Source organism: Pseudomonadota bacterium (assembly GCA_013285445.1).
Classification (GTDB): Bacteria; Pseudomonadota; Gammaproteobacteria; order Xanthomonadales; family Wenzhouxiangellaceae; genus Wenzhouxiangella.
Window position 1 is genome coordinate 2,994,601 of sequence record CP053448.1, and the last position, 23,602, is coordinate 3,018,202.

Genomic DNA, 23,602 nt, shown 5'->3' on the forward strand with positions numbered 1-23,602 from the left:
AATCGTCGGTCCGGTTCACATCAACACGCACGGGAATACGGGCCCCATCGACCAGGTTTTGGTAATATTCGCGGTCTTATGCGTTACGTGATCTCACTGGCTCTGGTCATGGCCGCACTCTGGCTGGGATTGTCGGGCCTGTTCAAGCCCGTCATTCTCGCGCTTGGCGCGGTGTCCATTGCTCTGGCGGCGTGGCTGTCCTGGCGAATGGACGTCATTGGCGTCGAGCACAACCCCGGGCTGTTTTCCTGGCGGCTGCCGGTGTACTGGGCCTGGCTGGTCTGGCAGATCGTGCTGTCCAACATCGACGTCGCCCGGGCCGTGTTCAATCCGGGCGGTCACATCCGGCAGCGGGTCATCCGGGTGCCGGCCAGGCAGTCGCGTGAACTCACGCGGGTGACCTACGCCAACTCGATCACGCTCACGCCGGGCACCGTCAGTCTGCGCCTGGAAGGCAATGAAATCGTGGTCCACGCCCTGACCCAGGCCAGCGCGAACGGCGTGCTGTCGGGCGAAATGGGCGACCGCGTCTGCTGGCTGGAAGGCCAATCCAGGTGATCTACACCCTGGCCGCCCTGACCATACTCGCGACCATGGCCCTGGCGCTTGCTCGCGCCCTGCTGGGCCCCACGGTCTGGGACCGCATCGTGGCCGTCAACGTCTTCGGCACCAAGACCGTGCTGCTGGTTGCACTCATCAGCTTCGTCATGGGCCATGACCTGTTCATCGACATCGCCCTGGTCTACGCCCTGATCAATTTCATCGCGATCATCGCGGTGCTCAAGCTCGTCGGGCTGCAGAGCCCCGAGGAGATCGCCCGCGAAGGAGAGGAGCCGTGATCGTCGTCGATGTCCTCAGCTGGTTCCTCCTGCTCGGCGGCGGCGTGGTCGGCATTCTCGGCGGCGTGGGCCTGCTGCGCTTCCCCGACTTCTATTCGAGGCTGCACGCGGCGGGCATGACCGATACGCTCTGCGCGCTGATGATCATTGTCGGACTGATCCTGCAGGCGGGTTTCTCGCTGCTGTCGGTCAAGCTGGCGCTGGTCCTGCTGTTTCTGCTGTTCACCTCGCCGACCGCCTCGCACGCGCTGGCGCGCGCGGCGCTGACCGACGGCCTGAAACCGGAAGGAGAGCAGTCATCGAACAGCTGATCGATCTCACCCTGCTGGCCTTTCTGGCCATCGTGGCCGTGGCCGTGCTGCGCATGCGTGATCTGTTTGCCGCGGTCATGCTGTTTGCGATCTATTCGCTGGTCTCGGCATCCCTGTTCGCGGTACTCGACGCCGGCGACGTCGCCCTGACCGAGGCGGCCGTCGGCGCCGGCATTTCCACCATCCTGATGCTGGTGGCCCTGTCCCTGGCGCCGCGCCACGAAGACCGCGGACGCGGGCGAAACCTCACCGCCCTGGTGGTCGTGTTGATCACCGGGACCACGCTGGTTTACGCGACCTGGGATCTGCCGCCCTTCGGCGCCGCCGACAACCCGGTCCACCAGCATGTGGCGCCCTACTATCTCGAGCAGTCCTACGAGGACATCGGCATTCCCAACGTGGTTGCCTCGGTGCTGGCCAGCTACCGCTCCATCGACACCCTTGGCGAGGTCTACGTGATCTTCACCGCCGGCATCGGCGTGATGATGCTGCTGGGCGCCACGCGCCGGCGCCGGCGGCAACCGGTCGAGGAACCGATCGAAGGGGAAGACGGCAAATGAAGACCAACGGCATCCTGCGCGTGGTCACGCGGTTCCTGATACCGCTGATCATGCTGTTCGCGCTCTACATCCAGTTCCACGGCGAGTACTCACCCGGCGGCGGCTTCCAGGCCGGCGTGATCTTCGCCGCCGCCTGGATCCTGTTCGCGCTGGTGTTCGGCCTGGACGAGGCCCTGGCGGTGATTCCGGCCGGCGCCCAGAAGGTGCTGGCCAGCATCGGCGTGATGCTGTACGCCCTGATCGGTCTGCTCGGCGTGGTACTGGGGGGTCGCTTCCTGGATTTTTCGCCATTGATACCGGGCTCACCCCAGGGCGCGCAGCAGGCCGGTATCGTGCTGGTCGAGCTGGGCGTGGGCATGACCGTGGCCGCAGTTGTCATGCTGGTCTACACGCTGTTCGCCGACCGTTTGCGGGTCGTGGCAGAGTCCGGCAAGGAGGAGACCGACTAATGGGCTGGCTGGGCCACTTCAACTACTGGGTCGTGATCTTTCTGATGATGACCGGCTTCTACGTCGTCATTGCCCGCGGCAACATGATCAAGATCATCATCGGTCTGAACATCTTCCAGACCTCGGTGTTCATCCTGTTCATTTCGGCCGGAAAGATCATCGGCGCATCCTCGCCGGTGCTGGAAAAGGGCGTTGAACTCTATTCCAACCCGCTGCCGCATGTGCTCATTCTGACCGCCATCGTCGTCGGGGTAGCCACCACCGCCGTCGGCCTGGCCCTGGCGGTCCGCGTTCGGGAGAACTACGGCAGCATCCAGGACGACCAGCTCACCGAGGAAGAGGACGGGGAGCCCGGCAAATGAGCATTCTTGAATGGATGCCGTTCAGCGTGCTCCTGCCGCTGATCGCCGCGCCGGTCTGCGCATTGCTGCCGGGCCGCATGCTGCCCTGGCTGCTGGCCACGGCCAGCGTGACCGCCTCTGCGGTGATCATGGCCTTCGTGCTGCCCGAGGCCGTTCAGGAGCCCATGCGCTACTTCTTCGGCAACTGGCCACCGCCGATCGGCATCGAATACCGCGTCGACGCGGTCAATGGCTTCATTGGCCTGCTGATTGCCCTGATGGGCGCGATTATCCTGCCCTGGGGCCGGGTCAGCGTCAATCGCGAGGTGCCCCAGCGGCAGGGGCTGTTTTATGCCCTGTTCCTGCTTTCGTTCTCGGGCCTGATGGGCATCACGCTGACCGGAGATGCCTTCAACGTCTTCGTGTTCCTCGAGATTTCCTCCTTGTCGACCTATGTGCTGGTCGCGCAGGGCCGCAGCCGGGCCGCACCCCTTTCGGCCTTCCGCTATCTGGTCATGGGCACCCTCGGCGCGACCTTCTACCTGATCGGCATCGGCCTGATCTACATCATGACCGGCACGCTCAACATGGTCGATCTGGCCGAACGCCTGCCGGCCGTGGCCGACAGTCGCGCGGTGCAGGCCGCCTTCGCCTTCATCATTGTCGGCATCGGCTTGAAACTCGCCCTGTTCCCGCTGCACCGCTGGCTGCCCGGCGCCTACGCCAATGCGCCGTCGGTCGTGACGGTGTTCCTGGCATCGACGGCCACCAAGGTGGCGATCTATGTCCTGCTGCGCCTGGTCTTTACGGTCTTCGGCGTCGAGTTCCTGCGCCAGGTGCCGTTTTCCGAGGTGTTCTTCGTGCTCGGGATCATCGGCATCCTGTTTGCCTCGCTCTGGGCCATCGAGCAGGACAACACCAAGCGCCTGCTGGCCTACTCGAGCGTCGCCCAGGTCGGCTACATGGCTTTGGCTATCAGCTTCGTGTCGGTCGCCGGCATCAGCGCGGGTCTGGTGCACATGTTCAACCACGCGCTGATGAAGGCTGCACTGTTCATGTGCGTTTGCACGGTCATCTTCCAGGTCGGATCGACGCACATCAGCGCCTTTCGCGGCCTGGGCCGACAGATGCCGCTGACCATGCTCGCCTTCGTGCTGGCGGGCCTGAGCCTGATCGGCGTGCCGCTGACGGTCGGCTTCATCAGCAAATGGCTGCTCATCGAGGCCGCCATGGCCCAGGGCAACTGGTTCGCCGTGGTGGTGGTCCTGTCCGGTTCGCTGCTGGCGGTCATCTACGTCGGCAAGATCGCGGAGGCGGCCTGGCTCAGGCCGGCGCCCGAGGACCGTGAGCCGGTACGCGAAGCACGCCCGGCCCTGCTGCTGCCGATGTGGATTCTGGTCGCGGCCAATTTCTACTTCGGCATCGACACCCGCCTGACCGCCGACGTCGCGCGGCGCGGCGCCGAGATGCTGCTGGGAATCTCGCCATGAGCCCGGCCATGCTGATCGCCGCCGTGATTGTCACCCCGCGCGCCGGGGCTGTCGCCATCGGCCTGCTGGAGCGCTGGCCCAACGTGCGCGAGGCGGCCACGCTGGTGACCGCCGCGACCCTGTTCGGCCTGGCCACGCAGCTGATCGGCCCGATCGTCAACCGCTATGAGGTGGCCCTGCATGTCATCGAGATCCTGCCGGGGCTGGCCATCAGCTTCCGCCTCGAGCCGCTGGGGCTGATCTTCACCCTGCTGGCCAGCCTGCTGTGGTTCGTCACCTCGGTCTACTCGATCGGCTACATGCGTGGGGCCAACGAGCCGCGGCAGACCTCCTACTACGTGTTCTTCGCCATCGCCATCAGCGGCGCCATGGGCATCGCCACGGCCGGCAATCTGCTGACCCTGTTCATCTTCTACGAAGTGCTGACGATCAGCACCTGGCCGCTGGTCACGCACAAGCAGAATGACGCCGCCCGCGCCGGCGGACGCACCTATCTCGGCGTGCTGCTGTTCACCTCGATCGGGCTGCTGCTGCCGGCCATCATCTGGACCTGGGTGGTCGCCGGCACCACGGATTTCACGCCCGGCGGGATCCTGTTCGGCGCACTCGGACCGACCGAGGCGGCGATCCTGCTGACCCTGTTCGTGCTCGGCATCGGCAAGGCGGCGGTCATGCCCATGCACCGGTGGCTGCCGGCGGCGATGGTCGCACCCACGCCGGTCTCCGCCCTGCTCCACGCGGTGGCCGTGGTCAAGGCCGGCGTGTTCACGATCACCAAGGTCGTCATCTACATCTTCGGACTGGATTTTCTGGCGGCGGTACCGCTCGAGCAATACCTGATCTACCTGGCCGGCTTCACCGTGGTCGCGGCCTCGGTCGTGGCGCTCAAGCAGGTCGAGCTCAAGCGCATGCTGGCCTACTCGACCATCAGTCAGCTCAGCTATATCGTGCTTGCCGCGCTGGTGCTCGCGCCCTTCGCCGAAATTGGCGCGGCGGTTCATATTGTGGCTCACGCCTTCGGCAAGATCACGCTGTTCTTCTGCGCCGGGGCAATCTATGTCGCCTCGAAGAAGACCCGGCTTGACGAAATCCGCGGCATCGGTCGGCGCATGCCCTGGACGATGGTCGCCTTTACCATCGGCGCGGTGTCGATGATCGGTGTGCCGCCGACTGCGGGGTTCGTGTCCAAGTGGTACATCATCGCGGGCGCCTTCCAGGTCGACAACTACTTCACGCTGGTGGTGCTGATGCTCTCGACCGGCCTGAACGCCGCCTACTTCCTGCCGATCGTCTTCCGCGCCTTCTTTCGCGAGGAAGACGTCAGACCGAAAACCGACCACGGTGAAGCCCCCTGGCCCATGGTCGCGGCGCTGGTCTTTACCGCCACCCTGGTCATCGCCTTCTTCGCCTTCAACGGTCCGATCGTCGACATCGAATCGCGCATTCTGGAGGTCGGCAAATGAGCCAGTCACCGAACCCCGAGCACGACCGCCGACAAGCGCCCGACAGCGACCACTGGCTGGTTCGCCCGAAGACCATCCGCCTGTTGTGGTGGGTTTTTGGCGGTATCCTGGCGCTGACTGTCGCCGGCCAGTTCTTCATCCACTTCCACGCCTACTTCGAGGTCGACGGCTGGTTCGGTTTCTACGCGCTCTACGGCTTTGCCACCTGTGTCGGCATGGTCGTGCTGGCCAAACTGCTCGGCATCGTACTCAAGCGCCCGGACGACTACTACTTCCGGCCGACCGAACTGGCCCCCAGCCAGCTCACCAAAGAGGTCGAGGCCGAGGAGGGTGGCGAAGATGTTTGAGTTCGTGCTGCCGCCTGCCATTCTGATGATCGGCGGCGCGCTGCTGATTGGCGTTGCACGTCCGGCGCTGCGCCCACTGATCGCGCTGGCCACGCCGCTGGTCACCCTCTACGCGGTCTGGCAGGTGCCCGACGGGGTGCAGTTGACCGTCAGCTTCCTCGGCTACGAAGTCCAGTTCGTCGAGGGCAGCAACCTCAGGCGCCTGTTCGCCACGGTGTTCACCCTGATGGGCTTCGGCGGCGCGCTGTTTGCCTTCCGCCAGTCGAAGTGGTGGGAGCTGTCGGCCGCGCTGATGTATGCCGCCGGCGCGGTCGGCGTGAGCTTCGCCGGTGACCTGATCGTGATGTTCCTGTTCTGGGAGCTGATGGCGCTGTTCTCGACGGTGGTGATCTGGTGCGGCGGGACGGAGACGGCCCGCGCCGCCGGCATCCGCTACGCCATCATCCACCTGGTTGGCGGCATCATCCTCAAGATCGGCATCGAGGGACTGATCATCCATACCGGCTCGCCCGAAATCCGCGCGCTGACCCTGGGCAGCTTCGATACCTGGATGATCTTTGTTGGCGTGCTGATCAACGCCGCCGCGCCGCCGATCAGCGTCTGGCTGGCCGACGCCTATCCCGAATCAAGCCCGATGGGCGGGGTCTTCCTTTCGGCTTTCACGACCAAGACCGCCGTGCTGGCGCTGATCCTGCTGTTCCCCGGCACGGAACTGCTGGTCTGGCTGGGCCTGATCATGATCTTCTACGGCATCATCTGGGCGCTGCTGGAAAACGACATGCGGCGCATCCTCAGCTACTCGATCGTCAACCAGGTCGGCTTCATGGTCGTCGGCGTGGGTATCGGCACCGAGCTGGCGCTCAACGGCGCGGCCGCGCACGCCTTCGCCCACATCATCTACAAGGGTCTGTTGTTCATGAGCGCCGGTGCCGTTCTCTATCAGACCGGCGTGCGCAAGTGCTCGAACCTGGGCGGCCTGTTCCGCACCATGCCACTGACCACGTTCTGCGGCACGATCGGCGCCCTGTCGATCTCGGCCTTCCCATGGACCTCCGGGTTCATCTCCAAGTCGATGATCTCCTCCGGGGCAGCCTACGAACACATGGCGCTGGTGTGGTACCTGCTGGTTGCCGCCTCGGCGGGCGTGTTCCTGCACGCCGGCATTAAGTTCCCGTGGTTCGTGTTCTTCCAGAAGGATTCGGGGCTCAGGCCACCGGAGGCGCCCTGGAACATGCGTCTGGCCATGATCTTCTTTTCGATCATCTGCATTGGTCTGGGCGTCTTTCCTGATCTGCTCTATCGTCTGCTGCCCTACACGGTCGACTACCAGCCCTACACGGCCGATCACGTGCTCAGCCAGCTCCAGCTGCTGCTGTTTGCCGGCCTGGCCTTCTTCGTGATGCTGCCGATGATGAGGCGGACGCTGACCATTACGCTGGATGTCGACTGGTTCTACCGCCGCCTGTTTCCGCGCCTTGCCGGCGCCGTCGACCGCACGCTGAGCGAGCTGCGCGTCCACGCTCGCAGGGCGGGTCTCTCGGCGGGCACTCGGGCGATTACCCAGATCCGGGTGCAGTCCTACCGCTACTTCTCGAGCCGAAGCCCGATGGGGCAGATGGCCATCTGGATGGCTGTTCTGCTGGCCTTCATCGTGCTGCTTGCATTCAGCCGCACCTGAGCCGGGATTCGCCGAGCTGGACTTTGCAGCAGCCTCAATCCCGCTCGCGGCGTCGACGCTGAACGACCCGATACTCGACGTCGACCAGGTGATCGTCACTTCGGCGCTGGTCCGAACGGCCAAGCCAGCGCCGCACGGTCAGCACGACAAAACCGATGACCGCCAGGCCCACCGCCACGGCCAGAAAGAACAGCCCAAGGATAAAACTGAGTGCGAGCAGACCAATGCCGAGAACAATCAGGCCGAAACGCGCCAGCGGACTGGTGGGCGGCTGATAGAATGGTTGCCACGGATTCTGCATGCAAGGTGTGACCTCGTGAGCGCCCGAGTGTTCCTGTGCCGAAGCGAAGACCTGCGCGAGGGTCATTACCGCGAGCTGGTTGTCGGCGACAGCAGGCCGCCCCGTTACCTGCTGGCCACCCGGTTCGACGGGCAGCCGCGCGCCTGGCTCAACGCCTGCCCGCATCAGGGGCGGCCGCTCAACTTCGCGCCTGACCGCTTTCTGACCAACGACGCCGGTCAGGTCATCTGCGCTCATCACGGTGCGGTATTCGAGCCGGATCAGGGACGCTGCATCTCCGGCCCCTGCCGCAATGCCTGCCTGAGTCGCGTCAAGCTGCAGCAGCGCGACGAGGGCATCTACCTGCTGGCCGAATCAGCCCCACCCTGAGCCCGTCTGCGACGAACCCACGCCGGGTCAGCGGCAAGAAACCGGGCAGGTTTTCCTGATGCCACCGGGTCGTCTCACGCACCGCCGCTCAGGTTTGCCGGATGCACCGGTATCCGTTAAAGTGGATTCAGGTTCCAGTGTGCGGAGTCGAGGCCATGAAACGATTGCTCAGTTTACTGATCATCCTGTTCATTCTCGGAGGCTGCCAGCCGGCGGAAAGCCCCGACTCGGCCGATTCAGCCACCGCCGGGACGGCGCCAGCCACCGAAACCGCCGAGCCGACCGCAACCGCTGAGGATCCGCATGCACAGCGCGAGGAAACCTGCCACCTGACGATTGGCTGGGATCCGTGGGAACCGTATCACCATATCGGCAGCAGCGGTCACGTCGAGGGGCTGGATATCGACCTGGTCAAGGCAGCCGCTGCCCGAACCGACTGCGAACTGGCCTTCCAGCAAGGGAGCTGGGCCAGCCTGCTGCAGCTCGTGCGCGGCGGAGAGCTGGATCTGCTGCTGGGCGCAACGCCGACGAGCGAGCGCTCGGCCTATGCTCGCTTCTCGGAACCTTACCGACAGGAGAGCTTCGAGCTGTTCGTGCGTGCCGATGAGCTCGAACGCTGGTCGGACATGACGCTGGTTGAACTGTTGGACAGCGGATTTCGCCTGGGCATCACCCAGGGCTATGTCTACAATGAGGAAATCAGCCGCTTGCTCATTGAACCGGACTACCAGGGACAGATCATCGAAGCGGCAGTTGGCGATCTGAACTTCACCCATATGATGGACTATCGCATCGACGGCTTCATCGAGGACCCCTTCGTGACCACCAGCATCCAGCGACGGCGCGACTGGGGCCTGAGTATTGAGCCGCTGCCGATCGACATCCGCACCGGTGAGGTGCACATGATGTTCAGCCGCGAATCGGTCAGTCCGGAAACGGTTGAACGCTTCAACCAGGCGCTGGCTGACCTGCGCGAGAGCGGCGAATACGAACGCATCCTGAATCGCTACCGTCTCGATTAGCGCTCGGTTTCCGGGCCTGCAGTGCTGCGCTAGAAAATCAGGTTGATCATGACCAGCATGGTCACCAGAAACAGTACGCTCATGATGCCGCCGACGCGCACGAAGTCCTTTACCTTGTACGCGCCGGGCCCCATGATCAGCGCATTGACCGGGTGGGTCGGAAGAATGAACGCATTGGACGTCGCCAGCGCCACGAGCAGAGCGTAGACGGCCGGGTTGCCGCCCGTGGCCAGGGCAATATTGATCGCGACCGGCACCAGCAGAACGGTTGCCCCCACGTTGGACATGACCAGCGTAAAGGTCGTGGCCAGCACGGCCAGCACCAGCTGCACGACCAGGGCAGGCACATCACCCATCAGCACCAGCACCTGCTGTGCCAACCAGGCCGCAGTCCCGGTGATTTCCATCGCAACACCCAGCGGAATCAGTCCGGCCATCAGAAACACCGTCTTCCAGCTGACCGCCTGATAGGCTTCATCCATGCTCAATACGCCGGTCAGCACCATCCCGATTGCGCCGGCGAGCAGCGCCACCGAGAGCTGAAAATCGGTAAACAGGATCAGAAACAGGCTGAGGCCGAAAAACGCGATCGCGTGCACAACCTTCTGAGGCCGCTGCTCCTCTTTGGGAATGTCAGTGGCGACGATGAAGTCCTTGTCTCGCGCCACGTTGGCCAAATCGCGCCAGGTCGAGTGACTGACCAGGCAGTCACCCACCTGCAGCGTCTGTTCACGCAGGTTCTCCGTAATGATCTCACCGCGGCGGTTGATGGCCAGCACCGAGATGCCGAAGCGCGAGCGCAGCCGGGCCTCTCCGATCGTCTGTCCGATCAGTTTTGAGCCGGGCGGAATGACCACTTCGGAAATACCGGCCCGCGTCGGATTGAACAGGTTGCCGAAGGTGCGCAGGCGCGGCTGCAGACGCAGGTTGTTGGCCAACGCGAACTCGCCGACCTGCTCCCGGGTACCCATGACGCCAAGCACCGTACCGACCCAGATCATCTCGTCGGCCGGCGGCGCCAACCGCGGGTTGTCGGTGTTCTGGATGGCCAGCATCAGCGGGGCATCTGGCAGCTGCTCGGCCTCGGCGATGCGCATTCCGACCAGCGGTGAATCGACGGTGACCAGCATCTCGTAGACGTCCCCGTGGATGCCGTAGACGTCGGCGAAATAGGTCTTGGTGCGACCCGGAGACGCGGGGCGCTTGGTTTCGGTCGTTGGCAGCAGCAGCGTGCGCACAGCCAGAAAATAGCCCAGCGTGACCAGCAACAGCGGCAGGCCAACCGGCGTGACGCTGAACAGGTGGAACGGCTGCATGGCCTCCGCCCCGGGCGGCAGCGACCGGTTCGAGGTCTCGATCAGATCATTGAGCAGAATCAGCGGCGAGGATCCGACCATTGTCATGGTGCCGCCAACGATTGCACAGAACCCCATCGGCATGAGCAGTCGCGGCATCGGCAGATCCAGTCGCGCCGAGATCCGGCTGACCACCGGCAGAAACAGCGCGGTTGCGCCGACATTCTGCATGAAGCTCGAAGTCAGTCCCACGGTTGCCGAGATCATGGTGGAGATGCGCGTCTCCGACGGCCCGCCAGCGCGCACAATAAACGAGGAGACCACGTTCATGACCCCGGTTCGATCCAGACCGGCGCCGAGGATCATCACCGCGATGATGGCGATGACTGCATTCGAGGCAAAGCCCGAAAAGAGCTGTTCGCCGGGCACCAGGCCGAGCAGGCCGACAAGCACCATGACGCTGATTGCCGCAACGTCGATACGGACGACCTCGAGCACGAACAGCGCAACCGTCAGTCCCAGCAACATGAGGACCAGGATCATGTCGCCGCTGAGTGTCAGACCGCCATCCATGTCGCTTACCGGTTCAGCAGAAAACGGGATCGTTCATGGCTCTACCATACCTGATCCATCCGCAAAGAAAACGGCTTTCAGAGCCCGGACGCGCCCGCCGCGCCGGGCCGCAATCGACTCAACCCGGAGGTTGCGGCTTTCGCTGGAGGTAGCGGGTCGGGTCGGACACCCCGGCCTGCTCGAAGCCGTCCCGGCGAAGTCGACATGAATCGCAGCCCCCGCAGGCCAGGCCCCCGGCATCGGCGCGGTAGCACGAGACCGTCAGCGAGTAATCGACACCCAGCGCCAGGCCGCGGCGAATGATGTCGGCCTTGGACAGGTCGATCAGGGGTGCGTGAATGCGCAAGCGTTCACCCTCGACCGCGGCGCGCGTAGCGACCTGCGCAAGCGCCTCGAAGGCGGCGATGAACTGCGGCCGGCAGTCGGGGTAGCCGGAATAATCGACGGCATTGACGCCGACGTATAGATCGGCCGCGCCCAAAACCTCTGCATAACCCAGCGCCAGTGACAGCAGCAGCGTGTTGCGTGCCGGCACATAGGTGACCGGTATGCCACCACCACCGGCTTTGGGAACCTCGATGTCGTCGGTCAATGCCGACCCGCCAATGGCGCGCAGATCGACCGCCACCACCCGGTGCGAGACGGCGCCGAGTACCCGACTGATCCGCTCGGCCGCCACCAGCTCGGCGCGGTGTCGCTGACCGTAATCAACCGCGAGCGTATGTGCCCGGGCTCCGCTGGCCAGGGCCTGTGCAAGCACCGTCGCAGAGTCCAGCCCGCCGGACAGCAGCACAATCGCCTCGCTGCTCATGTGGCATCGCCCTGTGCCGTGAGCGCTTCGGCCTGCCGCCTCCACTGCTCGGCCTCATCGGGCCGCTGCATGGCATCCAGCGTCTCGGCCAGCGCTTCCATTGCCTCGATCCGGCGATGAAAACGGGGTCCGACCAGCGTCTCCAGGCGATCGATGGCGATCAGCAATAAGTCCCGGGCTTCGGACAGGTTTCCGGTCGCCAGTTCGCTTTGTCCCAGCCCGAGATAGACCAGGCCCTGGAACAGATGGCTTTCGGCGAAGGCGTCGCGTCGCGCGAACGCTTCACGGTGCGCCGCCAGGGCGTCATCGATGCGCCCCAGGTCGCGGTAGACGTTGCCCAGGTTGTAGGTGGACGCAACGGAACGGGGATGCTGCGGGCCGTAGCGTTCGAGCGCCAGGTCCCGCGATTTCTCGTAGAAGGGCAGCGATTCCAGCACGTTGTCCTGACCACCCTGCTGGCGGATGGAACCGCCCAGGTTGCCGAAGATGGTGATGACGTCGGGGTGGTCCGACCCGTACAGGCGCTCGCCTTCCCGCGCCCCCTCGCGCAGCAGCGGCTCGGCTTCAGCGTAGCGCTGCTGGCGCAGCAGCACGACACTGCGGTCGTTGAGCAGGCCGACCAGCAATCCCCTGCTGACCGGGTGGTCCCACTGGCGGGCCTGGCTGACCGCACGGCCCAGCCAGTCGGCGGCCTGATCGAGCTGATGCAACTCCGAGTAGGCCTGCCCGACCCGGCGCAATGCGTCGATCCGCGTGCCGATGAGCCGCTCATCGGCCTCCGGGCCGATCTGTTCGACCACCTGTTGGCCCAGGGCAATGACGCGATCGTATTCAGCGGCATGAAAGTGCACCGCCGACTTGGCCAGCAACAGGCGCATCCGGCGGGCCTGATCCCGGGCAAAATCGGACTCGGCCAGCGCCAGCAGGTGGTCTGCGCGCGCCATCGCCTCATCCAGGCGGGCCAGCTCGGCATCAATCTGAACCAGCAACGCGCCGGCATCGAGATAGGCCGGCTCGGGTCGCCGTCCTTCAAACAGCTTGATGACCGTTTCCAGATGCCTTCGGGCCGGCTCGAGTCGCCCCAGCGCCCAGTAGGCCCGACCAATCGTCAACTCAATCTCGGCGCGAATCGACGGCTGGCCGGCCAGTTCGACACCCACACGCTCGGCGGCGTCGCTGAGCACGCGGTCAAGCACCGGGGTATCGGCCCCGTCGGCAATGCGCGGGTCGATCGAGTCGAGCATGTTGGTGCTGAACAGCGCAATCTGCTCCGCCCGCTCAGCCTGGGCCCGCGCCTGCAGCAGCCCGTACACGGCCACGACCAGGCCCGAAACCACGGCGACCGTCACAACCGCGGCGACGCCGACAACCAGACGATTGCGCTGCAGGAACTTGCGCCAGCGGTAGGCAGGGGTGGCCGGAACCGCCTCCACCACACCGCCGTCGAGGTAGCGGCGCAGGTCTTCGGCCAGTGCGGCAGCCGAGTCGTAGCGCGCTTCGCGCTCCGGGGCCAGCGCCCGCGCCAGAATCCAGCGCAGTTCACGGCCGAGGCCGGACAGATCCCTCGGCGTCCACCGTTCGGTCCCGCTGGCCGCGGCCCTGACCGTGCGAGCCGACCCCATCAGGATCTCGCGCATCTCGGTCAGTGCCTCGCTGTCGTCGGCCGGCGGCGGTCGCCGGCTGGTCAACAGCTCGAACAACAACACGCCCAGCGAGTAGACGTCGGTGCGCGTGTCGACGGCCGTGGCCGGTCCGGCGACCATCTCCGGGCTCATGTAGCCGCGTGTTCCGGCGCGCCCGCTCGACGCGCTATCGGCATATCGTGATCCATCGCGCTCGACAATGCCGGTGGCAATGCCGAAATCGATCACCTTGGGCATGGCAACGCCGTCGACGCGATCGACGAGCACGTTGTCGGGCTTGATGTCGCGGTGGATGACGCCTTGCTGATGGGCATGCTGAATGCCCCGGCAGACGCGAATGAACAGCTGCAGTCGCTCACGCTCATCGAGCGCATGGTGATCGGCGTGGTCGACGATCGGCTCGCCGCGCACCCACTCCATGGCGAAGTAGGCGCGTCCATCCTCGGCGGTGCCGGCATCATAGACCTGGGCAATCGCCGGGTGGTACATGCGTGCGAGCATCTGGCGCTCGACTTCGAACATGGCATCGAAGGCACTGCCGCTGCGACGGGTGCCGATCAGCTTCAGCGCCACCTTGCGCTGTACCGGCTCGAGCTGCTCGGCCAGATAGACCTCGCCCATGCCGCCACGCCCCAGTTCCCGGATCAGCCGATAAGGGCCGATCTGCCCGGCCCCGTCATTGACCTTTTCGCCGATGCGCCCGGCGCCCTCGACGACCGTCTTGTCTTCGGGCCCAGGCCCGTCGTCCGATTGCATGCTGCAGGCACCTGTCACGCTCGTCCAGAAACCGTCATCTTACCCATTGACGGCGCTGCATCAAATACCGCATTGCCTGGTCATCAGGCCGAGTCTCGATCAGGCATCGGCCAACGCGCACGCCAACCTCGCCCAAACGGCGTGATCGGAGACGCCGGCGGCAATGACAAAGGTGAACGACTCCTTCACAGATCATTGATCGGGCATTGAAAGGTCCTGTGCAAGATCGAGGCTCACCCCAATGACAGGATGTTGACCATGCTAATGTTTTCTCCTTCCACACTCACGCGCTGGACGACCGGCCTGGCAGTGCTGGCGTTTTCGGCAACGGCAGTCGCCGACGCTGAGGTGCGCATCGTCCACGCGGCACCCTTTGCACCGAGCATCGAGCAAACCGGCGTCAGCGTCACCGCCAACGACACCGAAATTCTCAGCAACTTCGTGTTCGGAGAGTTCACCGAGCCGCTGACCCTGCCCGCCGGTGACTACAGCATCGACGTGATCCCGACCGGCGCCGCGGAACCGGCCATCAGCGCCAGTCTCACCCTTGAAAGCGGCGTCAGCTACACGGTGCTGGCCATTGGTGATGGCGTTAACCAGGAACTGATGCTGTGGCCGCTGGTCGACGATGCCGATACGCCGGCTGGCGACCATCTGAACATCCGGGTGGTTCATGCTGCTTCCTTTGCCGCTGACCCGGCCGATACTGAAGTGTCCATTCGCTCCGCTGGTGGCACGATCATCAACGACCTCGTCGGCGTACCGTATTTCGCCCAGAGCGGCTTTTTTCAGATCCCGGCCGGCGAATACGACCTGAAAGTGGCCTCGAACGACGGCCAGACAAACCTCATCGACCCGCTCCCGGTCGACCTGCCGGCCGGCATCGATCTGACCGTGATCGCGATCGGCGACGGCAACAACCGCCTGAACCGCCCCGGTTTTACCGGAGACTCCATCATTTGAGAGGATGGAGCCATGAACGACAAGAGAAGTTACAGCCCGGAAGTCCGGGAACGAGCCATTCGGATGGTGCGTGAGCAGCGTGATCAGTACAAGTCCGAGTGGGCTGCGATCAACTCGATTGCCGAGAAGTTCGGCTGCAAGGCCGAGACTTTGCGGCTGTGGATTCGGCAGGACGAGCGCGATTCGGGTCAACGGCCGGGTCCGACCACCGAGGACAGCGAGGAACTCAAGCGCCTGAAGCGGGAGAACTTCGAGCTCAAGCGGGCCAACGAGATCCTGCGCAAGGCGTCGGCTTTTTTCGCCCAGGCGGAGCTCGACCGCGAACCGAAGTGATGGTCGCTTTCATCGATGACCACCGAGACGTCTACGGGGTCGAGCCGATCTGCCAGCAGTTGCCGATCGCCGCGTCGACGTACCACGAGCACAAGGCCTGCCAGGCCTGCCCGGAGCGGCGGTCCGATCGCGCCCGGCGCGATGCCGAACTCAAGCAGCGCATCGAGGCAATCTGGGAAGAGAACTTCCGCGTCTACGGGGCGCGCAAGGTCTGGCACCAGCTGCGGCGCGAGGGCGTGGAGGTGGCGCGCTGCACGGTCGAGCGCCTGATGCGCGAGATGGGCATCCAGGGCGTGAGCCGCGGGGCGTATCGCCGAACGACGCGCCCGGCGCCGATCACGGTCTGTCCGGACGATCTGGTCAGGCGGCGGTTCAGCGCCAAGCGCCCGAACCAGCTGTGGGTAGCTGACTTCACCTATGTCCCGACCTGGGCCGGCTTCGTCTACACCGCCTTCGTGATCGACGTCTTTGCCAAGCGGATCGTCGGCTGGAAAACGGCTCGATCGATGACCACCTCGCTGGTGCTCGATGCGCTCGAGCAGGCCCTGCATGCCCGAGGCGACTGCGATGGTCTGATCCACCACAGCGACCGCGGCGTTCAGTATCTGTCGATCCACTACACCCAGCGGCTGAGCGATGCCGGCATCGACGGCTCGGTCGGATCGACTGGGAACTCCTACGACAACGCGCTCGCCGAGACCATCATCGGGCTCTACAAGACCGAGGTTATCCACCATCAGGGGCCTTGGCGTGAGGCGAGCCCGGTCGAATACGCCACGCTGACCTGGGTCGACTGGTTCAATCACCGTCGTCTGCTCGGATCGATCGGCCACGTGCCACCGGCCGAACTCGAGGCAGCGTATTATCAGCAACTCGCGGGTCAGGCCATCGCTGCCTGACTCAAAAACGGAGCTCTCCGGAAAAGCCGGGGCGATTCAGTATCGGCAACCGTCCCGGCCAAATGAACGGCTCTACCAGGCGCTCTAGCGGAAGTGCGTTTTGTCCAGTAGGGACGGACAAAAGGAGATATCCCTAAAGCCACGGAAAGCGCCCACTCTCCAAGAACCCGGCGTGCTGAATTCAAGTGCGATACGCACCCCGATGAGTTATCCGGGTTTTCCTCTCCAGATTAGATCGGCAGATCCAGCCAAAAAGTCTTCCGCAGGGCATTCGAAATGCGAATGCGGACCTGAGACGCCCCCCCGATCACGGGTCACTTTCAGATGAGATTCAGTTTCTTGACCGTTGCAATGGGCAGGTACAGGTGATGCCGATCATCGATCAGCGGCTGAAATCCGTACTTCAGGTAAAACGAGCGGGCAGCGTCATTGATGGCGACCACTTCGACAGCATGGATTCCAATTTCGTCGGCTGCACGCAGGGTTCTGGCCAGGGCATCCACAAGCAGGTGCACTCCCAGACCCTGCCCGGCAGCGGATCGATCGACAGCCAGCCGGCCAAGGTGCGCCACCGGAACAGGGTAACGCGGCAGGCGCTTGCGCAAGTCGGGCGGGACATGATCAAACGCTACGGCACCTGCCGAGAGCGCATAGTAGCCCTGAACTTCATGCGAGCCCGGGGAACCCAGGGCCACGAAGTGCTGGCTGATCCCGGCCGCTTCGTTCTGGCGCGCAAACCGGCAAAGATACTCATTGAGGTCCGAGACGCCACAGTCGAAGGACTTGCGATCATGCCCCTTGCTCAGCTTCTCGATCGTCCAGGCGGGATCACCCACCTCGACGACGATAGCGTTCGGCGGCGGCTTGCAACGCCTGGTTGGGCTCGGAATCTTCGGAGATCAGCGCCAGGAACGCCTCGCGGTCACGACGACTGAGCTGCGTGGTCGTCGCTCGCTCGACCGTCTCGCGAGCCGCATCGAGCAAGCGCGAGAGCGCAAATTCCGAGACGGTCTGGCCACTGGCCACCGCCGCCTGCTCGATCAGGCGCTTGTGCTCACTCTGGAGTCGGAAATCCAGCCGGGCGTCACGCGCGGGCGGCTTGAGATTCATTGCGGTTGCCATGGTTGTGCTCATGTACGGATATTTGCCATACATTTTACTTGGAAAGAAGCCGCGACTGCAAGTGGGCATTTTGTCGCTTGTGAAGGCGTCGGTGTCTGGAATCCCCACCCAACCCATGCAGCCGACCAAAATGCGCATGGCCGTTACTCGCTTTCGAGGCCGAGTCTCCGGGAGGCCCGTCCCAGCAACCGGGCACGTGCTTCGCGGGCCTGCCGCATGGACCGAAATCTGGCGCACTGCAAGTGTTATCCGCAAACCATTGCACAGACCTCCCCCAGCCGTCTCACTCCGGACCCGTATGGCTTCGGGACGTCCTAGAAATTCAAAGCGATTCAGTTTTTCGGACGGGTCAATTTACTGCTTTGTCACCAGAGTATCTCTCCCACAGCCGTTCAATCTCCGTAGAAAGTGCGGCTCTGAGTTCCTGGGGCTCCACTACTTCTACATTCGACCCGAACCCCAGCAGCCACCAGATCAGCTGGCTCGACTCCATGACGGTGGCGGCTATTTCAATTCGCCCATCGTTCAATGTCTTGGCGCTCTGATCAGCGGATAGCGGCGCCTCCAGCAAGGCCTGGGCTGCATATTCATCGAATCGAGCAACCAGGCGGATCATTCGACCGGATGCATACTGGAAGCGCCCTGCCTGGATGTGGGCATCGAGATCAAAGCCTTCTGGCTCTCTGACAGCCGATTCCAGGACCACTGGGCGGCTCATTCGATGCAAGGCGGTGTGGACGGTGTCTTCAAATGGCTCCACCACTGTAACCAGGTAGTAGACCGTCTCCTGCACGACGAGCGCCAGAGGATTCAGGGTCAGGGGCCTGGACCTTTTCTGGCCACGCGAACGATAGTGAACCTCGAGCTGCCGGCCCTCCAGCAGGGCCGTGTAGACCGCCTCGAGCACATCGGGCTCAATCTTAGGCGGAGGGAGCGGCATCGCCCGCGGCAGGTAACGCACACGCTGCCTCCAGCGTCGCAGCTTGCTGCTTCCGGCCTCCTTCAGAAAGTTTCTGGCCGACTGAAACTGGGGCTCCAACTCTTCCCGGACGCTGAGAGGCAGGAGCGGTTGAAGGTACTCTTCGACCAGCTGCCAAGTCAGCGCCGACATTGGGTCATGGCCCGGCAGCGCTTGTTCCGGCGCGCCCGGCATCCAGGACCAGTATTCAGGGTGCGAGCCCTCCGTAACGAGCGGGAACTGGTCACAAAGCTTGACCAGATCCCGCTCGACCGTCCGCTTGCTGACTTCGTACCCTCTCGCAGCCAGCCTGGCCTTAAGCTCTTTGGAGGTGATGCCCGGAGGCCGTCTCGGGATCGCCCTCAGCGTGGCCAGCAAGCGCAAACTCGTATCTCGCACCCCACTCCTCCTAGCGACATTAGTTGTCGCAAAGCTCTCATATCCTGAAAACAGTTGCAAATTGTGGGTGGAGCGAAGCTTGCGCTCGTGAGCTCGGCTCCAGAACACACCTCTCTTCCGTTTCGTTGAGCTTGGCTGCCTCGCCGTGTGGGGTGCTTGTGGGGGCTTCACCTCACGGGCAGCCAAGCTCACTCCCTGGAGGATAGATCCGGGGCACTCCAGATCCCTCGCGGGCAAGTTGCCGTGGTGCCGCCAGAACCTGACAGAGCGCCTGAGCGGCGCTCAGCATCCTTGGCGAAGGGTCACTATTGCCGGGGCCTGCCAGCTCCTTGAGAACCAACGATTCGCGACAGGGTGTGACGGATAGCGTCCCGATCCGGTCATTGGTCTCGAAATCACGCAGGGAGTAGTGGAGGTCGCCGGATCGCGCGATCCCAAGCGGATGGTCAGCCATGCAGTGGTTCAGGGCTCTACCCTCTTCGAGCACCTCGGCGGGCGTGGAGAGACTGACGAAACGCACTCCGGAAACCACTATTTCCTCAGGTGGTCTCTGCCGAAGCGCATTTAGCGTGGCTGGATCACAGGGATAGACAGGACAAAGTTGCTGAAGCTCGCGATCAAGCCATTTCCAGCCCGAGCGCTTCTGATTGGAATCCGGGCGAACGGCGACGTCACGGAGCCTCATCAGTTGCTCCGCGATTTCATCAGGGCGCTGCGACGACAGGTTCTTGCTGATCTGGCGCGCAAAGATCGCCAATCGATCGGGGCAGTAATCGCTGAACGACGACATCGGATTCTCCCGGCGTCCCCACTCGCGCACTATGGCTGGCGGCAGCGCTGGCGGAAGTCCAGCCCGCGTCCAGAGGCCAAGGAATCTGGTGATCACGCGCCATCGCCGGGATGGCTGGATATCCGGCTCCACCGCCAGAACGAAACCCAAAGACGAACTCACACCCCAGTGCAACAGCCACCGCCAAGTGGCCGGCCCGCAATCCGGCGAGGAGCAAATCGCCTCCCTGAGCACGTTCAGGGCTGGGCTGCGGACCCCCTGCTCCTGCCCTGACGCGAACCACAGGTTCAGCAAGGGCAATAGCTCAGGAGCATTGTTCGCCACATCCACGAACTCGCCTTCCCTCTGCCACACCCGGTTGAAGTCGCTTAGCGCCAGATCGACTTCAGCATCCGTTCTGGAGCGCTCGGCGAGATCAAGCACGGAACCGAGCACCTCTCGCACAAGCTGCCGCCACTCTGTCGCCCAGTTTCGAAGCACGGGATTGCGGGCAATCTCCAAGCGCATCGCGTTCTGGCATTCAGAAAGCGACGGCATTCTGCATTTCCTATAGTGGAAGCCTGGTTCCACGTAGGACTGGCCCAGCAATGCAAGAACATTGGCGTCATCCAGGGGCCGCAGCAGCCCCGGCGGATTGCGCATTCTGAGCGCCTTGCCCCGAGCAGGCCGCCAGAACCAGGCGCACTCTCGGCTCTCGAAGTCGACCATGAGAGTGAGATGCTCCAGGACTTCGACCCGAATACGCCGCTCGGAGCTCCGAGAACGCATTCGGGCCCATTTCGGCGTTCGCCTGCTGATGTGGGTCAGCTTGTCTGCAGCGGTTCTCGCCGTTCCCGAGTCCGGCCTGCTGGACTGGCGACCATGTACTACCGTGACCATCACGTCTCTTTCCAGCTAGGGTGAGGACGCAGGGTAGATCCATTTTGCGACACGGAATGTCGCAAATTGCGGCCAAGCTTACGTCAATGGACGCTCTATTCTCCGTGCCCGGCCACAAATCGCGATCCTGCTACCCGCTCGAGATGCGCTACGCTAGTCGGCAATCGAAGCTCACAATAAGATGTTTGGAGCGGGGCGAACTCACACGCAAAGGCGACAACGATATTGATGAGGCGCTCTACAACGCTGGGGGGATCATGACTGAATTCAACGACCTGAAACACTCACCCATCGCCAACATTTCGCTGGCGTCCAAGGAGCTGTTTCACAGCAATTTTCTTGCCTGGGTGTTCAACACCTACCCGACGACGATCAATGCCGTTCTATCCAGCGCAGGGCTTGACAAGAGTCTGAGTGGCGAAACCGTCGAAGTCACACGCGAGGAAAGGAACCTCGACCTTGTCGCGCGGATTGGACGCAGGCGCCTCCTGGTCATCGAGAACAAACTCAAGTCGCTCCCGTACAAAGAACAGCTGGATCGTTACGAGACAATCGCCAAGAAAATCGAACCGAGCCGGGACTCTCGGGAATTCATTCTTCTGACCCTGACACCCGACGACTGCGATCGAAGCCAACTGCCGAGCGGTTATTGGCGCTGTATTGATTACGGTACGTTGAGTACCGCACTGCTGGAGCAAATGCCGCGCGACGCCAGTCCGTATCACGTCGCGACCGTTAAAGACTACGTAACGTTCGTCAGGTGCCTGCTCCACGTAGCCAGTGATGAGAGCAGACACACCTGGAACAGTGCCGGCAGCAGTCTCAAAGGAGGCACCGATGCAGAATGGCTGAGATTGCACAAACTGAACGACCTCTTCGGCAAGCGGCAGGGCCAGAAGGTCGCAGCGAAGGTCCATGAGGCGCTCGCCAGGCGGTTTGGGAGCCAAGTCGAATGGCAACGCCCGCCCCGACACCTCGAAGCCTCGAAGATTAGCGTCTACAGCGGATTCTCGAACTCACAGCCTCTGGTAGGCATATTCTGCGCTCTGGGCGAACACGCATGGCCCGATAATGACATTCCGGTTGGAATCGGTTTTCAGGTCCAAGGCGAGCAGTTCAGAAGCTATATCGAATGGCCGAGGCCAGGTCACTTGGCGCAGAAGCCAAACGAAGGGTCCCGCCCGAGCAAGACTGCGGCAATCGCATGGGATCTGTTTTGCGATGAGCGCTGCCCCGTATCGTTCTGGCCACCCGGGCGAGAATCCGGCCCTGAAGATGAATCGATCGACGAGAGGTCCAAGAAGCGTCGACATAAGACGCAATGCCGATTTGGTGTGCAGTTTCAGTATCGGTACAGGCCACTCTCCGAAATTGCAGGCACAGACGTTACTCTCGACAATCTGGCCAAGGCTCTGATTGAGCACGCGGAATCGCTGCTTAAAGACCTCGAGCAGATCGAGTCGTTGCTACAGGACCACCAGGCGAGATACGAGAAATGAACAGAACATCCACCCGAAACGCGCCGCGACTCAGTAAATCTCGATTTATCGCGGGCATGCAGTGCCCCCTTCGCCTATGGAACGACATCTATCGGCGCGAGCTGGCAACACCCTTCTCGGACACCCAGCAAGCGATCTTCGACCGGGGTACGGCCATCGGTGAACTGGCGCAGGAGCGCTACCCAGGTGGGGTGCTCGTCGGCTTCAAGCCCTGGGAGCGCGAGGAGGCCATCGCTGAGACTAATCGCCTGTTGTCCGACCCCGCGGTGCCGGCGATCTACGAGGCCGCCCTGGAGCACGAGGGTGTCTTCGTTCGGGTTGATGTGCTCGCTCGAAATGGAGACGGCTGGGATCTGGTGGAGGTGAAGGCCTCAACGCGCCCGGACAAGGAAGTTTTCCAACGCGACGCGGCCATTCAGTACTGGGTTGCAACAGGCGCAGGCCTGACCATCCACCAGGCGGGCATTCTGGTGCTCAATCGCGAGTATGTCTATCCCGGGGGCGCGTACGATCTTGACCTGCTGTTTCGCTTCGGAGATGCAACCGATTTCTGCCGAGAGCAGCTGGAAGGGACTGGAAAAACTGTCGATGAGTTCCACCAAGTGCTCGCGGCCGCGAATCCGCCTGACATCGCCGTGGGGGAGCACTGCTTTACGCCCTATGAGTGCCCCTATTATGGGTCCTGCTCAGAGGGCATCGAGACCCCCAAGCATCCAATATCGGATCTGTACCGGCTAAACGGCGCACGCCGGGAGCGGCTCGAGGCGCTCGGCATCGAGGCCATTCCGGAGATCCCGGATGGTTTTGAACTCACACCGCTGCAAGAAAGAATCCGCCAGACTGTTCTTTCGGGAGAGCCCTGGATTTCCCCCAGACTCCATGCAGTCTTGGACGAACCCGAGCGGCCGCTCTTCTATCTTGACTTCGAAGCCTGGCAGCCGGCCCTGCCTCCCTATCCTGGCATGCGGCCCTTCCAGGCCATTCCCTTCCAGTTCTCCGCTCATATCGAATCTGCCGGCGGCGAGCTGACCCATCGGGAGTATCTACATCAGGAGGCGACTGATCCGCGGCGCGCCTTGGCCGAAAGGTTGCTCGAGACCGTCGGAACCCGGGGCAGTATCATTGTCTATTCGGGCTATGAGCGCAGGATGATCGGTGAACTCGCCGAGCATCTCACAGACCTCCGTGACCCCCTGCTTGCTCTGAACGCTCGCCTCTGGGACCTGCTTCCGGTCATCCGGGATCACTACTACCACCCCGATTTCAGGGGGTCATTCTCCATCAAGAGCGTGCTGCCAGCGCTCATCGAGGGCGAGCACTGGTCCGGCTTGTCCATCTCGGACGGAATGGCAGCCGCAATCGCCTATGAAACCGCTCTGTTCGACGAGTCCAGCGCGCGACGTGAGCAGGTGTTCGCCGACCTGCGAGAATACTGTGCTCTGGACACGCTGGCAATGGTTGATCTGATGCGAGAACTGCGAACGCGTGCCACGTCATAGGATCCCACACTTC

At 63.1% G+C, this 23,602-nt stretch carries 23 protein-coding genes, 1 pseudogene and 1 other annotated feature; of the genes and pseudogenes, 16 read left to right on the top strand and 8 right to left on the bottom strand.

Features of this window, described 5'->3' with window-relative positions; all coding sequences use genetic code 11:
• The first annotated feature begins 78 nt into the window (after positions 1–78).
• From HND55_13355 to HND55_13400, 10 genes and pseudogenes are all read left to right on the top strand, one after another.
• The gene (locus tag HND55_13355) at positions 79–558 is read left to right on the top strand and encodes a Na+/H+ antiporter subunit E (protein QKK03563.1); all 480 of its coding nucleotides are present in this window, start codon (positions 79–81) and stop codon (positions 556–558) included.
• A complete protein-coding gene (locus tag HND55_13360; protein QKK04110.1) occupies positions 558–839 on the top strand; it encodes a pH regulation protein F in 282 nt (93 codons plus the stop codon). Before HND55_13355 ends, HND55_13360 begins: the two co-directional genes overlap by 1 nt.
• Positions 839–1,150 (top strand): sodium:proton antiporter, encoded by a 312-nt coding sequence (locus HND55_13365; protein QKK04111.1) that lies wholly within the window; start codon positions 839–841, stop codon positions 1,148–1,150. The genes HND55_13360 and HND55_13365 overlap by 1 nt, the downstream gene beginning before the upstream one ends.
• Entirely contained in the window at positions 1,138–1,710 is a 573-nt protein-coding gene (locus HND55_13370) for a DUF4040 domain-containing protein (GenBank protein QKK04112.1), read from the top strand. Before HND55_13365 ends, HND55_13370 begins: the two co-directional genes overlap by 13 nt.
• Complete coding sequence (locus HND55_13375) at positions 1,707–2,159, top strand: Na(+)/H(+) antiporter subunit B (GenBank protein QKK03564.1); 453 nt, start codon at positions 1,707–1,709, stop codon at positions 2,157–2,159. Before HND55_13370 ends, HND55_13375 begins: the two co-directional genes overlap by 4 nt.
• A complete protein-coding gene (locus HND55_13380; GenBank protein QKK03565.1) occupies positions 2,159–2,521 on the top strand; it encodes a cation:proton antiporter subunit C in 363 nt (120 codons plus the stop codon). Before HND55_13375 ends, HND55_13380 begins: the two co-directional genes overlap by 1 nt.
• The gene (locus HND55_13385) at positions 2,518–3,990 is read left to right on the top strand and encodes a monovalent cation/H+ antiporter subunit D family protein (GenBank protein ID QKK03566.1); all 1,473 of its coding nucleotides are present in this window, start codon (positions 2,518–2,520) and stop codon (positions 3,988–3,990) included. Before HND55_13380 ends, HND55_13385 begins: the two co-directional genes overlap by 4 nt.
• On the top strand, positions 3,987–5,453 hold the full coding sequence (locus tag HND55_13390; GenBank protein ID QKK03567.1) for a monovalent cation/H+ antiporter subunit D family protein: 1,467 nt from the start codon (positions 3,987–3,989) through the stop codon (positions 5,451–5,453). The genes HND55_13385 and HND55_13390 overlap by 4 nt, the downstream gene beginning before the upstream one ends.
• 56 nt (positions 5,454–5,509) lie before the next feature.
• A pseudogene (locus HND55_13395) lies at positions 5,510–5,731 on the top strand (hypothetical protein).
• Positions 5,732–5,792: 61 nt separating this feature from the next.
• Entirely contained in the window at positions 5,793–7,478 is a 1,686-nt protein-coding gene (locus tag HND55_13400; protein ID QKK03568.1) for a Na(+)/H(+) antiporter subunit D, read from the top strand.
• A 34-nt stretch (positions 7,479–7,512) separates the two neighbouring features.
• Here HND55_13400 and HND55_13405 read toward each other — a convergent pair whose 3' ends face one another.
• Positions 7,513–7,779, bottom strand: coding sequence for a hypothetical protein (locus tag HND55_13405; GenBank protein ID QKK03569.1), 267 nt, complete (start codon positions 7,777–7,779; stop codon positions 7,513–7,515).
• 15 nt (positions 7,780–7,794) lie between these two features.
• On the opposite strand from HND55_13405, the gene HND55_13410 reads away from it, so the two are divergent.
• A complete protein-coding gene (locus HND55_13410) occupies positions 7,795–8,148 on the top strand; it encodes a Rieske (2Fe-2S) protein (GenBank protein QKK03570.1) in 354 nt (117 codons plus the stop codon).
• Between the two features lie 155 nt (positions 8,149–8,303).
• The gene (locus HND55_13415) at positions 8,304–9,170 is read left to right on the top strand and encodes an amino acid ABC transporter substrate-binding protein (protein ID QKK03571.1); all 867 of its coding nucleotides are present in this window, start codon (positions 8,304–8,306) and stop codon (positions 9,168–9,170) included.
• A gap of 29 nt (positions 9,171–9,199) precedes the next feature.
• Here the strand turns inward: HND55_13415 and HND55_13420 are convergent, their stop codons facing one another.
• The 3 genes from HND55_13420 to HND55_13430 all read right to left on the bottom strand — a co-directional run bounded on the left by HND55_13420 (position 9,200) and on the right by HND55_13430 (position 14,248).
• On the bottom strand, positions 9,200–11,008 hold the full coding sequence (locus tag HND55_13420) for an SLC13 family permease (GenBank protein QKK04113.1): 1,809 nt from the start codon (positions 11,006–11,008) through the stop codon (positions 9,200–9,202).
• Positions 11,009–11,156: 148 nt separating this feature from the next.
• On the bottom strand, positions 11,157–11,849 hold the full coding sequence (gene queC / locus HND55_13425) for a 7-cyano-7-deazaguanine synthase QueC (protein ID QKK03572.1): 693 nt from the start codon (positions 11,847–11,849) through the stop codon (positions 11,157–11,159).
• Positions 11,846–14,248, bottom strand: a complete 2,403-nt coding sequence (locus HND55_13430) for a tetratricopeptide repeat protein (GenBank protein ID QKK03573.1) — start codon at positions 14,246–14,248, stop codon at positions 11,846–11,848. Before HND55_13430 ends, queC begins: the two co-directional genes overlap by 4 nt.
• Positions 14,249–14,506: 258 nt before the next feature.
• Between HND55_13430 and HND55_13435 the strand changes: the two genes are divergently transcribed.
• The gene (locus tag HND55_13435; protein ID QKK03574.1) at positions 14,507–15,211 is read left to right on the top strand and encodes a DUF4397 domain-containing protein; all 705 of its coding nucleotides are present in this window, start codon (positions 14,507–14,509) and stop codon (positions 15,209–15,211) included.
• Positions 15,212–15,223: 12 nt separating this feature from the next.
• Positions 15,224–16,443, top strand: a protein-coding gene (locus HND55_13440; protein QKK03575.1) for an IS3 family transposase whose coding sequence is annotated in 2 segments (ribosomal slippage) — positions 15,224–15,512 and positions 15,512–16,443 — 1,221 coding nt in all. Because the reading frame shifts where the segments join, the coding sequence is not laid out codon by codon here.
• Positions 15,502–15,618: a sequence feature (AL1L pseudoknot), on the top strand. Its footprint overlaps the gene before it by 117 nt.
• A 320-nt stretch (positions 16,444–16,763) precedes the next feature.
• On the opposite strand, the gene HND55_13445 is transcribed toward HND55_13440, so the two are convergent.
• The 4 genes from HND55_13445 to HND55_13460 all read right to left on the bottom strand — a co-directional run bounded on the left by HND55_13445 (position 16,764) and on the right by HND55_13460 (position 20,420).
• On the bottom strand, positions 16,764–17,279 hold the full coding sequence (locus HND55_13445) for a GNAT family N-acetyltransferase (GenBank protein ID QKK03576.1): 516 nt from the start codon (positions 17,277–17,279) through the stop codon (positions 16,764–16,766).
• Positions 17,272–17,565, bottom strand: a complete 294-nt coding sequence (locus HND55_13450) for a DUF1778 domain-containing protein (protein ID QKK03577.1) — start codon at positions 17,563–17,565, stop codon at positions 17,272–17,274. The genes HND55_13445 and HND55_13450 overlap by 8 nt, the downstream gene beginning before the upstream one ends.
• Positions 17,566–17,914: 349 nt before the next feature.
• The gene (locus tag HND55_13455; GenBank protein QKK03578.1) at positions 17,915–18,901 is read right to left on the bottom strand and encodes a WYL domain-containing protein; all 987 of its coding nucleotides are present in this window, start codon (positions 18,899–18,901) and stop codon (positions 17,915–17,917) included.
• A gap of 193 nt (positions 18,902–19,094) precedes the next feature.
• Positions 19,095–20,420 (bottom strand): hypothetical protein, encoded by a 1,326-nt coding sequence (locus tag HND55_13460; GenBank protein QKK03579.1) that lies wholly within the window; start codon positions 20,418–20,420, stop codon positions 19,095–19,097.
• Between the two features lie 356 nt (positions 20,421–20,776).
• Here HND55_13460 and HND55_13465 point away from each other — a divergent pair, with 356 nt between their 5' ends.
• Complete coding sequence (locus tag HND55_13465) at positions 20,777–22,090, top strand: PD-(D/E)XK nuclease family protein (GenBank protein QKK03580.1); 1,314 nt, start codon at positions 20,777–20,779, stop codon at positions 22,088–22,090.
• Positions 22,091–22,146: 56 nt separating this feature from the next.
• The gene (locus HND55_13470) at positions 22,147–23,589 is read left to right on the top strand and encodes a DUF2779 domain-containing protein (protein QKK03581.1); all 1,443 of its coding nucleotides are present in this window, start codon (positions 22,147–22,149) and stop codon (positions 23,587–23,589) included.
• The last annotated feature ends 13 nt before the right edge of the window (positions 23,590–23,602 follow it).

Bases quoted from the DNA above. Each gene is read 5' to 3' on its own strand.
- HND55_13400 (QKK03568.1), top strand. From the start codon at position 5,793: ATGTTTGAGTTCGTGCTGCCGCCTGCCATTCTGATGATCGGCGGCGCG.
- HND55_13415 (QKK03571.1), top strand. From the start codon at position 8,304: ATGAAACGATTGCTCAGTTTACTGATCATCCTGTTCATTCTCGGAGGC.
- queC (QKK03572.1), bottom strand. From the start codon at position 11,849: ATGAGCAGCGAGGCGATTGTGCTGCTGTCCGGCGGGCTGGACTCTGCG.
- HND55_13430 (QKK03573.1), bottom strand. From the start codon at position 14,248: ATGCAATCGGACGACGGGCCTGGGCCCGAAGACAAGACGGTCGTCGAG.
- HND55_13470 (QKK03581.1), top strand. From the start codon at position 22,147: ATGCAGTGCCCCCTTCGCCTATGGAACGACATCTATCGGCGCGAGCTG.
- HND55_13450 (QKK03577.1), bottom strand. From the start codon at position 17,565: ATGGCAACCGCAATGAATCTCAAGCCGCCCGCGCGTGACGCCCGGCTG.
- HND55_13405 (QKK03569.1), bottom strand. From the start codon at position 7,779: ATGCAGAATCCGTGGCAACCATTCTATCAGCCGCCCACCAGTCCGCTG.
- HND55_13385 (QKK03566.1), top strand. From the start codon at position 2,518: ATGAGCATTCTTGAATGGATGCCGTTCAGCGTGCTCCTGCCGCTGATC.
- HND55_13435 (QKK03574.1), top strand. From the start codon at position 14,507: ATGCTAATGTTTTCTCCTTCCACACTCACGCGCTGGACGACCGGCCTG.
- HND55_13420 (QKK04113.1), bottom strand. From the start codon at position 11,008: ATGATCCTGGTCCTCATGTTGCTGGGACTGACGGTTGCGCTGTTCGTG.
- HND55_13460 (QKK03579.1), bottom strand. From the start codon at position 20,420: ATGGTCGACTTCGAGAGCCGAGAGTGCGCCTGGTTCTGGCGGCCTGCT.
- HND55_13355 (QKK03563.1), top strand. From the start codon at position 79: ATGCGTTACGTGATCTCACTGGCTCTGGTCATGGCCGCACTCTGGCTG.
- HND55_13380 (QKK03565.1), top strand. From the start codon at position 2,159: ATGGGCTGGCTGGGCCACTTCAACTACTGGGTCGTGATCTTTCTGATG.
- HND55_13375 (QKK03564.1), top strand. From the start codon at position 1,707: ATGAAGACCAACGGCATCCTGCGCGTGGTCACGCGGTTCCTGATACCG.
- HND55_13390 (QKK03567.1), top strand. From the start codon at position 3,987: ATGAGCCCGGCCATGCTGATCGCCGCCGTGATTGTCACCCCGCGCGCC.